Origin of the sequence: Ruminococcus sp. J1101004sp1_RTP21198st1_B9_RTP21198_201120, from assembly GCF_040924245.1 — a bacterium.
In the GTDB taxonomy this organism is placed as follows: domain Bacteria; phylum Bacillota; class Clostridia; order Lachnospirales; family Lachnospiraceae; genus Blautia_A; species Blautia_A faecis.
The window spans coordinates 1-13112 of sequence record NZ_JBCOMI010000035.1 but is presented as its reverse complement, the minus strand read 5'-3'; the positions used below and the strand labels follow the sequence as shown (position 1 = coordinate 13112).

The window sequence follows — 13112 nt, the reverse complement described above, 5'->3', positions numbered from 1 at the left end:
GTATTGTATTGATTTTGGTGGGCTCGCTGACTGGCGATAACCTTTTTAGTAAAAAGACTGCCGCGGAACATGCCTTAGTCCGTTCCGCGGCAGCCATGTGCCTGGGTTTATAACTTATTTTTTATAAGGGAGGATTTATTCCCAAACGTTCTCCTCATAGAATGTCTGTACGGTCTGGAATGCTTCTTCAGGTGTCTGGTTTCCAAGGAAGATGTCAACCATTGCGTTATCAAAGCAGTCACCAGCTTCTACAGATGCAAGGGACTCATTGTAGAATCCGAATGTACCAGTTGCTTTGGCCATGATATCCTGAACGTATTTCAGCTGTGCAGGAGCTTTGTCGTAGTCGATTTCAAGGTCTTTGATGATAGGGAACTTGCCGCCGATTTCTGCTGTGTATTTCTGAGCTGTCTCGTCTGTGAACATCTTCATAAGAGCGATGGCTGCGTCCTGATGCTCTGTTGTGGAGCTCATAAGCAGGTTGTCTGTCTTAACGATCATACGGTTCGGGTCATTTGCACCGTCAATTCCAGGGAACTGGAATACACCACATTTGGACTCAAAGTCTGGGTTGTTACCATTGATCTGTGCGATTGCCCAGGAACCCTGAACCAGCATAGCTGCTTCGCCGTTATAGAAAGCTGCTGTAGCCTGGTCGTTGGAATCTCCGGCTGCTGTAGCCTGGAAATACTGGGAAAGGTCTTTTAATTTGGTGCCTGCTTCGATACAGTTCTCGTCTGTCCAGTTAGCGGTATGGTCTGCGATAGCTGCGAGGTCAACGCCCTGGCGGTCACACAGATAACCAGCGATCATGGATAAGCACCATGCGGTACCTGCGGAGCAGGAGATTGGTGTGTAGCCAGCATCCTGAAGCTTCTGGCATGCAGCGATCAGTTCGTCGTATGTGGTAGGAACTTCAACTCCGGCATCTGCGAACATCTCTGTGTTGTAGTAAACGCAGGCTGCTGCGAAGTTGGTAGGAACTGCCATGATCTTTCCGTCATAGGTCATTCTCTCGAAAATACCATCTGTAAAGGATGCGTACCAGTCTGCTTCCTGATTCTCAAGGATATCGGTAAGATCAGCTGCTGCGCCTGCATTTACATATACGTCCATGTTTGGACCAGGGTTACAGATGTAAACGTCCGGTGTCTGTCCGGCTGCGATCAGTGCGTTCAGCTTGCCATCATACTCTTCCAGGTTGGTGGTGATCGGAGTTACGTGATATTTGCCATCGTACTCTTCGTTGAAACGATCAATGACATCTTTGTAACCTTTGGAAATAAGATCTTCCGTAGCTTCCAGGTCATCCCAGAACATCCATGTGATTTCTTCAACATCATCAGCATAAACCGGTACAGAGGTAACCAGTGTTCCAGCTGCCATTGCTGCAGCCATTAATATTGAAAGTGCCCGTTTCTTGTTCATATTGTGAACCTCCTTTTAAAATTTTGTTGTCTCGTATTTGGTAATTCTTACTATAGCAGAGATTGCCTGGGTTTTCTTTCTAATTCTTGTTTGTTTACTATCAATTATTGCTATCTAAAAGTGTACAAAAACAAGTACATGTCAAAGTATATAATTTAAAACATAGAAAATTATGCAATATAGACAAAGATAAACGATACTTATTTAGATTTAAAATATAAATTTGGCTATATATTGATAAAAAAAGCAACATTTGATACAATACAAACATATTGAAAAACGCAATATTTGAGAACTAAATGACAATATTTGATACTGACCGTCGGAAAATGATATATGTTGGGAAAATTCAAACATGCTCTGGTAAAAGGGTGAAACTCAGGAGCATTATAATAAGAATATACAGGGAAGGAGCATGGGGGAATGATACATAAGCTTAGTGGAATACATGAAACAGTAGATTTCCGGGAGGATGAGCAGGTTTGTCTCTATTATAATGATGAATACGAGAATTACCCACCGCACTGGCATACCTCCTTCGAGGTACTTATGCCAATCGTAAATGGCTATAAGGCACTGTGCGGTGGAAAGGAATACAATCTGCGTGAGGGGGATGTGCTGATTATCGGTCCGTGTATGCTTCATGAGCTTTTTGCTCCGGAAAGCGGAGAGCGGATTATTTTTCAGCCGTGTCTGAACAATATTTCTACCAAGGAGCTGAACTTGCTTACTATGATTATAACCCCGGCTACTTTGATTACACCGGAGGGGTATCCGCAGATTTATGAAAAAGTAAAAACGCTTATGCTGGAAATCAAAGAGGAATATTTCGGTGAGTCTCCCTATCTGGAAACTATGATTATTTCGAAATTCCTTGAGATTCTTACATGCGTTGGAAGACAGCGTGTAAATGCACATACTGTAGCGGGACAGCAGAAAGAAAACGGAGCAAACAGCAGGCAGAAGGAATATGTGGAGAAGTTTATCCTGGTTACAGATTATATTAACAATCATTTTGCGGAAGATTTGAGCCTGGAGGGAGTGGCTTCCCAGGCAGGATTCAGTAAGTATCATTTTTCCAGGTTGTTTAAGCAGTATACAGATTCTACGTTTTATAAGTATTTGAATCAGAAGAGAATTGAATTTGCAAAAACGTTGCTGCAGGATCCGGGAGTGAGTGTGACGGAGGTGGCATTTAAGTCAGGCTTTTCCAGTCTGTCGGCGTTTCTTAGGATGTTTAAGCTGATGAATAATTGTACGCCTACGGAGTTCAGGGAGATGTATGACAGGACGAAGATGGGGAACTAGAGCGTGTTTGAAATAGCAGGTGTCAATTTTATTTAGGTATTGATTTCTTATAGGAAGAAAATTATTATGGCATTAGAGCCTGTTTGAAAAAGCATTATTGCAAACTGCACGCCAAAATTGTGACGCACGTCTTACAGAAAGCTTTTTTCCAAACATGCTTTAGGGGATAAGCTGGTTATTCCTGACATTATAAAATGAACGAAATATATACAACAGGAGGTTCGCGAAATGATTCACGAAAAAATAGAGATTCAATTAAAAGATTCTGAGTTTAAAGCAAATTTATTTACATATTTCCTGGACAATTCACCTGAAATCGATCCGGAGAGAAAAAGACCGGTTGTACTGATCTGTCCTGGCGGCGGCTATCAGATGACTTCTGACAGAGAGGCAGAAGCTCTTGCTGTCAGATTTATGGCAATGGGCTATCATGCTGCGATTTTGCGCTACAGCGTTGCTCCGGCACGTTTCCCGGAGGCGCTTCTTCAGCTGGCTACAGCAGTTGCAATGCTCCGTGAAAATGCAGAAAAATGGCATATTGATACAGAGAAGATCGTAGTCCAGGGTTCTTCTGCTGGTGGACATCTGGCGGCAAGCCTTGGTGTATTCTGGAACAAGCCCTTTGTTGCAGAAGCTTTGGGCATGGACTCCGAAAAGTTTCGCCCCAATGGGCTTATGCTCAGCTATCCGGTAATCACTTCTGGCGAGAAAGCACATAAGGGTTCTTTTGAAAGCGTTCTGGGAGAGGATTATGCAGATGAAGAGAAACGCAGATTCCTGTCCCTGGAATATAATGTTACGAAGGATACCCCGTCGACTTTCCTGTGGCATACAGCACCGGATGATACTGTACCGGTAGAGAACTCCCTGCTGTTTTTCCAGGCACTTCACGCTCTGGATATTCCGGCAGAATTGCATATTTATCCAGTGGGCAGTCATGGTCTGGGACTTGCCACTGCAGAAACAGCATGCCCCAATGGCTATGGAATCCAGGCAGAATGTGAGAGCTGGATTCAGCTTGCCGGTGACTGGATGAAGCACCTGTTTGAAGCGAAGGAAGTCGTAAAGGCACCTTGGGAATAAAAAGATGGGGTGTTGGTGAAATTTCCACAGTTGGTAAGAATATGAAAGTAATAGAAAATATAGATTAGGTGAGTAGAAGCTTTAAAGTCCGTTGCCTTGGGGATTCCCAGACAGTGGACTTTTTTCCTGTTCTGAAATGTGTTGCTGCAAATCATGCGTGGCGTGATTATAGCACAGAACAAAATGTACTTCAAGTATTGTTTTTACATTATTTTGCTGATATACTTTTTTTATCTTAAATATACGGGAGGTGAAAGAAATGTTGACGAAAGAAGATCTACAGGCGATTGCAGGATTGCTGGTGCCCATTGAGACACGGATTGGGAATTTGGAAAGCCGTTTCGATAATTTGGAAAGCCGCTTCGACAAGTTGGAAAGCCGCTTCGATAATTTGGAAAGCCGCTTTGACAGCTTAGAAACTCGCGTTGACAACTTCGAAAGCGAAACCAAGAGGCGCTTTGAGAATCTGGAAGCGAACTTGCGCAGCGTAGACAAGCATGTATGTGAATTGGATGCATCAGTATCAGAATTGCAAAGAAGTGTAAAAGAACTCTGGCTTCATGTGGAGAACACTACAGACTGGAAGCTTCAGGTTGTAGCAGAGAATCATTCCAATCTTTTACAAAAGCTGGAAGAACAACAAAAGAGATGGGAAACGCAGGAAAGACTTTTATTTTACGTGAACAAACATGAGAAAGACATCACCGCGATAAAGCAGAGGCTGTGTATGTGATTGACAGAACCATTCATACATAAGAATGGCTGTAGAAATACTCTCAGAAAAAATGAAATATAAAATGCATCAGAAAAACGTAATAGAAAAACAAAATAGAAAAACGAAACAGAAAAATACATATAGAGAAAGCAAATTGCAAGTAATATATCATTTTATAGAATTATAGAAATACTAAAATACAAAAGATAAATTAACACAAAGAACGAAGAAAATAAGCTTAACAATTATAATTATAAGCGTTAAATACCATACAAAACAGAATTGGTGTTCAGAGCATTCAGAAAGTCATTACCCTCTGTGCACGAATAGATAAAAGCGGGGAGTACAGCACTGTTGTTATAACATCTGTACTCCCTGATTTGTTTAAAATGTGAAAAATTTGTATTGTTTTATAATTGTCGATAGTGGGTTTGGCAAGTAGAAGGGCTTTTTATGCTGGAAATCATGAGATATCCAGTTCCGGCGGTTTATCCATCGTGTCGGAAACGTATTTCCCATTTTTCTTGCGCTGGCGGACACATTCGGTGAGCAGATATTCAATCTGCCCGTTTACGGAGCGGAAATCATCCTCCGCCCAGGCTGCAATCTGGTCATAAAGCTTGGCAGAAAGCCTGAGCGGGATCTGTTTCTTAGGCCGGGTATCTCTGGTTTCAGCCATTAGTACAGACTGCCGGAATTAACCACCGGCTGGGCATCGTGATTGCCGCACAGCACTACGAGAAGATTGGAAACCATGGCAGCCTTCCGCTCCTCGTCAAGTTCTACCACATTGTTTTCATTCAATCGCTCTAATGCCATTTCTACCATACCAACAGCACCGTCTACGATCATCTTTCTTGCGTCGATGATAGCGGAAGCCTGCTGTCTCTGCAGCATAACCGCTGCAATCTCAGGTGCATAAGCAAGGTAGGTGATGCGGGCTTCAATAATTTCCAGACCGGCATCTGCTACTTTCTGCTGGATTTCATCACGGATGCGTCCGGCTACGATTTCACTGGAACCGCGAAGACTTCCCTCATCTGCTACACCATCCCCAGTGGTATCTACATTGGGTGCTACGTCATAAGGGTAAATTCTCACGATATTTCGTAGCGCGCTGTCACACTGCAAGGAAAGATATTCCTTATAGTTATCTACGTTGAAAACAGCTTTCGCAGTATCTGTTACACGCCACATAACGGCAATTCCGATTTCTACCGGATTTCCCAGGCAGTCGTTGATCTTCTGACGGTTGTTATTTAAGGTCATGATCTTCAGGGAAATCTTTTTGTTTACATATGTACTGCTTGTGGAAGCGGAAGTTCCGGTGGCCAGTGTGAGAACGGATTTGGCGGCATTTCCTCCATCTACGTCACCGCTCTGGTTCAGTCTCGTCTTTGCAGCCGGGTTTACAGCTGTACAAAAAGGATTTACCCAATAGAAACCGTCATTCTTTAAAGTTCCCACATATTTGCCGAATAAGGTGAGTACAAGGGCTTCCTGCGGCTTCAGCACTTTAAGGCCAAGGAACGGGATCCATCCAAGTGAAGCCCAGATGATACCGATGACCATAAGGGGAATCTGTTCGAAGGCTGCGCCGAATATTACAGCGGCTGCGGCCACGGCATAGAGCAGAATAAACAGCACCATCATTCCCATACCATTTTTCTTGTTGTCCAAAACTTTTTCTTTCATAGCAATCCTCCTGATAATGAAAATTATCTTTTGCGAGATATAAATATGATATCATTTAGATATCAAAATGTCAATACATACAAGAGAGTTATAGAAAATTTTTCGTTTTTTTCCAGGTAAACAAATCGTCGATTGACGAAAATCCACATTTTAGTGTATATAAGAGAGTAACGCAAAAGAATTATGGAGGATATCATATAGTGGACGCAAAAAGGTTTGGGGCATTTATTTCGGAAAGAAGAAAAGAGCATCATATGACACAGGCCGATCTTGCCGGAAAAGTCGGAGTGACGGATAAGGCGGTCAGCCGTTGGGAGCGGGGACTTGGATTTCCGGATATTAATACAATGGAACCATTGGCTGAGGCACTGGATGTATCGCTTTTGGAGCTGATGCGATCAGAAATGCAGACAACCGAAGGGGCTAACGTGAAAAAAGATGAGGCAGCAGAAAAAGATGGGACAGTAGAAATGAATGAAGCAGCAGAAAAAAACGGGATGGCAGAAAAGAGAGAGAAAGCAGAGAAAAAATACACGTCTGCAGAGGTGACTGAGATGATGCAATCAATGGAAGAAATACGAAAACAGCAACAGCATCAGGATAAAATCGCAGGCTATCTTGCGATACCGGTAATTCTGCTCATTGTGGCTGTGTTTAAATTCTCTGGTCATGCAAACCTTGGCAGTGCGTTATTTGCCGGGCTTCTTGGCGCGGGAGCTGCTGTGAGTGGATATTATCTGTGGGTGAATCGGGAAGATAAGGAAAGCAAAAGAATTTATGGATTTTTTACAATCACTCTGACCGGCATATTTTTCACAATATGTTCTTTCCTGGTTCCTGACGGATTCTGGGAACAACATAGACAGGAAGCAAGTCTCATCACATGTCTGGTGAATCTGGCGATTGTGATATACGCATTTGGATTTGCAGTAAAGAGAATGTGCAAGGAAAAAAAGAACCCGGTACTTATTGCTGTTGTGGTGGTTCTGGAGATTTTGATAACGGCGTGGACTTTACATGGCTTTGCTGCCAGATCCATAGAAAATGCCATGGGAACCAGCAAGGGGGATGTGGCAGAACAGTACGCAACACAGCTGTTGCTCAATGAAAAAAATCTTGAAGAAGACTGGATACGGGGATATAGTTATGTTCAGATTGACCTGCATCCGGATATCTACCGTGTAGGTTTTTCCTATTATGCGGATCAAAAAGATGCAGAAGTGGGAAAAGAAAGCATATATGGCTATGATATTCAGGTGGATTCTGATTATAAAATTACGATAAAAGAAGGAAGTTCTGCAATTGGAATGGATTTGTGGAGTGAAAAAATAGAAGGGTAGATCGTATTTGAAAAAACGGGAGAAAAGAACATGAAAGTAGTAATTGCAATTGATTCATTCAAAGGGAGCATGAGTTCTATAGAAGCGGGTGAAGCTGCCGCAGCAGGCATTCGGAAAGTATATTCGGAAGCCAAGACCAAGGTTTATCCGCTGGCAGATGGCGGGGAAGGGACAGTGCGGGCACTGGCCCAGGGACTTGGGGGAAGCTTGGAGAATGTGACAGTTACTGGACCACTTGGAGCCCCGGTTGTCTGCGAATATGCAATTTGGGAGAAACGTAATATAGGCGGTTCAGGTAGAATTGATTTTGTGGGAAAAGAGATGATGGCTGTTTCAGAGAATGCTTCCGTAGTAGAAAATACTTCTATAATAGAAAGTAAACGTGGCTACAAGAATGAGAAAAAGTGCGGAAAGACTGCCATTATAGAAATGGCTGGTGCAGCCGGGATCACTTTGGTTCCACCTGAACTTCTGAATCCTATAAACACTACAACCTATGGTGTTGGAGAGGTCATAAAAGACGCCATTTCCAAAGGCTGCCGAAATTTTATCATCGGAATCGGAGGCAGTGCAACGAATGATGGTGGAATCGGTATGCTTCAGGCTTTGGGAGGAGAGCTTCTGGATAAAAGTGGAAAACAGGTGCCATTTGGAGCAGAAGGTGTGGAAAAGCTTGCCTCCATCAGTTGCAAAAATTTGCTTCCGGAATTAAAAGAATGCAGCTTCCGCATTGCCTGTGACGTGGACAACCCTTTATATGGGGAAAAAGGCTGCAGCTATATCTTCGGCCCCCAGAAAGGCGCAACACCGGAGATGGTGGAGCTGATGGACGGGTGGATGGAAAACTATGCAAAGATAACAGAAGAATATTTTGCAGATTCCAAAACCCAATTGGGAAAATTTAATTATGATCCAAACTACCCAGGCTGCGGAGCAGCCGGAGGCCTTGGCTTTGCCTTCCGTACTTTTCTTCATGGAAAACTGGAACCAGGTATAAGCATTGTCCTGGAAGAAATCGGCATAGAAAATCAGATAAAAAATGCAGACATCGTAATCACTGGTGAAGGTCGTCTGGATGGCCAGACCGTTATGGGAAAAGCGCCCATCGGAATTGCCAGACTTGCAAAGAAATATGGAAAGCCAGTGCTTGCCTTTTCTGGCTCGGTCACTGAAGATGCTGCCTCTTGTAATGAAGCTGGAATCGACGCTTTTTTCCCAATCCTCCGTCAGGTGACCACTCTGGAAGAAGCCATGGATCCGCAGACTGCACAGAAAAATATGGAAAGTGCTGTAGAGCAGGTGTTCCGGGTGATTAGGCTGAAAGAAAGGAATTGGTGAAATTATGGGCGGAAAAGTGCTGGAATTAGAGTCGGATAAACTGATTGAGCAAGGACTTGAGCTTGGAAGACTGGAAAATCAAATGGCTACAGCCGTCAAAATGTTGCAAGTGGGCAAGTATACGATTGAGGAAATTGCAGATATTTCTGGTTTAACGGTTAAAAAAATATGTGCGTTGAAGGATGAAAAGAATCTGTGAGCCAGAGAAATATGGAGAAAAACCATGAATTCTGCAACTCCCCCCTCTTGACTTCTCCCACAAACAAGAGTAATATGAACTACAACGCAATGGCGCGTTAGTGTGATAACGCCGCCATTGCATTTTTTTTACCCGGAAATGGGGAAACAACCTCGAAATGAGGAAACACACCGATAAAATATCGGTGGTGCTGTGATTAATGAGTTTTTTACAAAGAGGAGGAAAGAAAAATGAAGAAGAGCTATTTATGGAGAAAAATGACAAGTGGTCTTATGGCAGCGGCGGTTACCGTGACAGCAATGCCAGGACTTGGACTTACAATGGTACAGGCAGAAGAGAAGAAAACATTAAAAGTAGCAATGGAGTGCAGCTATGCACCATACAACTGGACACAGCCAGATGATTCCAACGGAGCTGTTCCCATTTCCGGAAGCTCTGATTACGCATATGGATACGACGTTATGATGGCGAAAAAAATCTGTGACGAGCTGGGATACGATCTGGAAATCGTGAAACTGGACTGGGATTCCCTGGTACCGGCTGTCCAGTCTGGAAAAGTTGACTGCGTAATCGCAGGTCAGTCCATTACATCCGAACGTCAGCAGATGGTAGATTTCACAGAGCCATACTACTATGCATCCATTATTACCCTGGTAAAAAGCGACGGCGATTATGCAGATGCAAAAAGTGTGGCAGATCTGAAGGGCGTTACCTGTACTTCCCAGCAGAACACTATCTGGTATGATTCCTGCCTGCCGCAGATTGAGGACGCAAACATTCTTCCTGCACAGGAAAGTGCGCCTGCCATGCTGGTTGCCCTGGAATCTGGAAAATGTGACGCTGTTGTAACTGATATGCCTACCGGAATGGCTGCCTGCGTAGCTTACCCGGATTTCAAACTTCTTGATTTCTCTGGCACAGACGGAGATTTTGAGGTATCAGATGAGGATATCAACATTGGTATTTCCGTACAGAAAGGCAATACAGAGCTTCTGGATGCCCTGAACAGCGTACTGGATAAAATGACAGAGGATGATTACAAAGAAATGATGGACGAAGCAATTTCCGTACAGCCGCTGTCAGAGTAAGGGTTACAGTGATTTCGCTGCATTTGAGTCTGTTTGAAAAATCATTCCTGCATTTTGTAAGATTCACTTTGCAGGATATTTCGCAGACGGTCTTTGTAAATAAAGTCGAGAGAGATAGGAGAGAAAAATATGCTTCCTGAAACCTTCTGGGGCCGGATCCAGTATCTGCTCCAGCAATACGGCTCCTCCTTTTTGTCAGGAGCCGGAAATACAATGATCATAGCCATTGTAGGCACCTTTTTAGGGTGCCTTATTGGCTTTATAGTTGGAATTATCCAGACAATTCCTGTGGACAAAAGAGATTCTGACGTTAAAAAGACACTGGTTGGATTTCTCAAATTTATTATGGCCTGCTATGTGGAATTTTTCCGCGGCACCCCTATGATGGTACAGGCCATGTTTATCTATTACGGAAGTGCTTACCTGTTCAATATCAACATGTCCATGTGGTTTGCGGCATTTTTCGTAGTATCTATCAATACCGGAGCCTACATGGCAGAAACCGTCCGAGGCGGAATCCTTTCTGTTGACGAAGGTCAGACAGAAGCTGCAAAAGCAATCGGAATGACGCATGTACAGACTATGATGAACGTAATCCTTCCACAGGCATTGCGCAACATCATGCCTCAGATTGGCAACAACCTGATCATCAATATCAAGGATACCTGCGTTCTTTCCATTATTGGAATTGTAGAACTTTTCTACACAACAAAAGGCGTAGCCGGAGCCTATTATACTTACTTTGAATCCTTTACCATCGCTATGGTAATGTACTTTATCCTTACTTTTGTATGCTCCAGACTGCTCCGCCTGCTGGAACACAAGATGGAAGGTCCGCAGAATTATGACCTTGCCACAACGGATACACTGGCTCACACAAGTGGTCTGTATTCCTACCCTAAGAAGAAGGAGGAGAAATGATCATGAGTGAAAAAATCCTTGAAGTCAAGCATCTGGGAAAAGCATTTGGCAGCAATCAGGTACTGAGAGATATTGATTTTTCCGTAAGCCCGGGAGATGTGACGTGCATTATCGGACCGTCCGGTTCTGGTAAATCCACGCTTCTTCGCTGCCTGAATATGCTGGAAACTCCATCCACCGGAGAAATCAATTATCATGGTACTGACATCACCAGTAAGAACGTGAACGTTCCGGAATACCGTTCAAAGGTAGGTATGGTGTTCCAGAATTTTAACCTTTTTAACAACATGACTGCTCTGAAAAACTGCACCGTAGGTCAGGTAAAGGTTTTGAAAAAGAGCAAAGAAGAGGCAGAGAAAAAAGCTTTGTATTATCTGGAAAAAGTAGGTATGGCGCCGTACATCAACGCCAAACCCAAACAGCTTTCCGGAGGTCAGAAACAGCGTGTGGCAATCGCAAGAGCCCTTGCCATGGAGCCGGAAATTCTTCTTTTCGACGAGCCAACCTCCGCGCTGGATCCCCAGATGGTAGGCGAGGTTCTGGAGGTTATGAGAGACCTTGCACACGAAGGCCTGACCATGATCATCGTCACCCATGAGATGGCATTTGCCCGTGACGTTTCCAAGCGTGTAATCTTCATGGCAAATGGCGTTATCGTAGAAGACAGACCGCCGAAGGAACTGTTTGAGAATCCGAAAGACCCGCTGACAAAAGATTTCCTGAGCCGCTTCCGCAATGCATGAGCCGGAAAGTCGCTTTGCAGATGGGGATTCTGCATTTTTTATCCTTACTTCAATAAGTTAATGTTCACAGTGACGGTAAATGTGTGCTATACTGGACAATAGATTGGGAAGCTACTGAGAAATTTTATATTTAACCGTAATTGAATTAAGGAGAATCCATGATTGAAATAGGAAAAAAACAGAAGCTTATTGTGGCAAAGACCGTAGATTTCGGTGTTTACCTTGCAGAAGATAAAAATGCAGGCCAGGAAGACAGAGTGCTTCTTCCTGCGAAACAGGTTCCGGAGGGAACCAGAGAGGGCGATACTTTGGACGTATTTATTTACAAAGATTCCAGAGACCGTCTTATTGCAACCACCAGAGAACCGCTTCTCCAGGTTGGCCAGACTGCAGTTCTGAAAGTCCTTCAGGTAACCAAGATCGGTGCCTTTCTGGATTGGGGCTTAGAGAAAGATCTGCTCCTTCCATACCATGAGCAGACCAGCCGTGTGCGGGAAGGACAGGAGTGTCTGGTAGCTCTCTATGTGGACAAGAGCAGCCGCCTCTGTGCCACCATGAAGGTATACCATTACCTTTCTACCAGAACCCCATATGTAACAGGTGATTCCGTAAAAGGCCGTGTCTACGAGATCAGCGATCGTTTCGGTGTTTTCGTAGCTGTTGATGACAAATATTCCGCCCTGATTCCAGCCAGAGAAGCCAGCGGCAAATACCGCCCGGGCGAAGTCCTCGACCTTCGCGTTTCCGAGGTGAAAGAGGATGGCAAGATGAACGTCACAGACCGTCAGAAAGCCTACATCCAGATTAACGAAGATGCCGAGAGCGTCCTTAGCATAATCGAAGAATTCGCCGGCGTCCTCCCCTTCGATGACAAAGCCTCACCAGAAGTGATCAAACGCGAATTCGGTCTCAGCAAGAATGCCTTTAAACGTGCTGTGGGACACCTTCTGAAAGAAGGGAAGATTGAGATTAAGGACAAACGCATCTACAAGAAATAATGGAATCTGATACACCCTTTATTGGAAAATAATAAAACCTGCATACCATATTGGAATACCCCAATATGGTATGCAGGTTTTTTCTCTAAAACACGAACGGGTGTTTACCGGGGCTTGAACTTGTGTTAAACTATTTATTAATCATACTTGCTATTTAATGTGTTGAAAATTTCTTCAGTAGGGACGCATTTGGACAATGTGTATTACTCACTCGCCGGCGCAACGCTCCAGCGAACTAATCGCTAACTGCGACTAA

13 protein-coding genes are annotated in these 13112 nt (G+C 43.9%); 10 read left to right on the top strand and 3 right to left on the bottom strand.

Features of this window, described 5'->3' with window-relative positions; genetic code table 11:
- Window positions 1–135: 135 nt before the first annotated feature.
- Window positions 136–1428, bottom strand: a complete 1293-nt coding sequence (locus AB5618_RS18110) for an ABC transporter substrate-binding protein (protein WP_173716967.1) — start codon at window positions 1426–1428, stop codon at window positions 136–138.
- A 423-nt stretch (window positions 1429–1851) separates the two neighbouring features.
- Between AB5618_RS18110 and AB5618_RS18105 the strand changes: the two genes are divergently transcribed.
- The 3 genes from AB5618_RS18105 (at window position 1852) to AB5618_RS18095 (ending at window position 4552) form a co-directional block, all read left to right on the top strand.
- On the top strand, window positions 1852–2736 hold the full coding sequence (locus AB5618_RS18105) for an AraC family transcriptional regulator (protein WP_148463309.1): 885 nt from the start codon (window positions 1852–1854) through the stop codon (window positions 2734–2736).
- 228 nt (window positions 2737–2964) lie between these two features.
- Entirely contained in the window at window positions 2965–3819 is an 855-nt protein-coding gene (locus AB5618_RS18100) for an alpha/beta hydrolase (RefSeq protein WP_148463310.1), read from the top strand.
- Window positions 3820–4078: 259 nt separating this feature from the next.
- Complete coding sequence (locus AB5618_RS18095) at window positions 4079–4552, top strand: hypothetical protein (protein ID WP_118583545.1); 474 nt, start codon at window positions 4079–4081, stop codon at window positions 4550–4552.
- A 445-nt stretch (window positions 4553–4997) separates the two neighbouring features.
- Here AB5618_RS18095 and AB5618_RS18090 read toward each other — a convergent pair whose 3' ends face one another.
- A complete protein-coding gene (locus AB5618_RS18090) occupies window positions 4998–5213 on the bottom strand; it encodes a PTS ascorbate transporter subunit IIC (protein WP_173719187.1) in 216 nt (71 codons plus the stop codon).
- Window positions 5213–6229, bottom strand: a complete 1017-nt coding sequence (locus AB5618_RS18085; protein WP_173719186.1) for an SPFH domain-containing protein — start codon at window positions 6227–6229, stop codon at window positions 5213–5215. The genes AB5618_RS18090 and AB5618_RS18085 overlap by 1 nt, the downstream gene beginning before the upstream one ends.
- A 200-nt stretch (window positions 6230–6429) precedes the next feature.
- Here AB5618_RS18085 and AB5618_RS18080 point away from each other — a divergent pair, with 200 nt between their 5' ends.
- The 7 genes from AB5618_RS18080 to AB5618_RS18050 all read left to right on the top strand — a co-directional run bounded on the left by AB5618_RS18080 (window position 6430) and on the right by AB5618_RS18050 (window position 12856).
- Complete coding sequence (locus AB5618_RS18080; protein WP_226815321.1) at window positions 6430–7569, top strand: helix-turn-helix domain-containing protein; 1140 nt, start codon at window positions 6430–6432, stop codon at window positions 7567–7569.
- A gap of 30 nt (window positions 7570–7599) precedes the next feature.
- Complete coding sequence (locus AB5618_RS18075) at window positions 7600–8907, top strand: glycerate kinase (RefSeq protein ID WP_173716971.1); 1308 nt, start codon at window positions 7600–7602, stop codon at window positions 8905–8907.
- A 4-nt stretch (window positions 8908–8911) separates the two neighbouring features.
- A complete protein-coding gene (locus AB5618_RS18070; RefSeq protein ID WP_148463316.1) occupies window positions 8912–9106 on the top strand; it encodes a hypothetical protein in 195 nt (64 codons plus the stop codon).
- 230 nt (window positions 9107–9336) lie between these two features.
- Window positions 9337–10194, top strand: a complete 858-nt coding sequence (locus tag AB5618_RS18065) for a transporter substrate-binding domain-containing protein (RefSeq protein WP_173718336.1) — start codon at window positions 9337–9339, stop codon at window positions 10192–10194.
- 129 nt (window positions 10195–10323) lie between these two features.
- Window positions 10324–11115, top strand: coding sequence for an amino acid ABC transporter permease (locus AB5618_RS18060; protein ID WP_226838188.1), 792 nt, complete (start codon window positions 10324–10326; stop codon window positions 11113–11115).
- On the top strand, window positions 11115–11858 hold the full coding sequence (locus AB5618_RS18055) for an amino acid ABC transporter ATP-binding protein (RefSeq protein WP_118583574.1): 744 nt from the start codon (window positions 11115–11117) through the stop codon (window positions 11856–11858). Before AB5618_RS18060 ends, AB5618_RS18055 begins: the two co-directional genes overlap by 1 nt.
- 158 nt (window positions 11859–12016) lie before the next feature.
- Window positions 12017–12856, top strand: coding sequence for a S1 RNA-binding domain-containing protein (locus tag AB5618_RS18050; RefSeq protein ID WP_173716974.1), 840 nt, complete (start codon window positions 12017–12019; stop codon window positions 12854–12856).
- The last annotated feature ends 256 nt before the right edge of the window (window positions 12857–13112 follow it).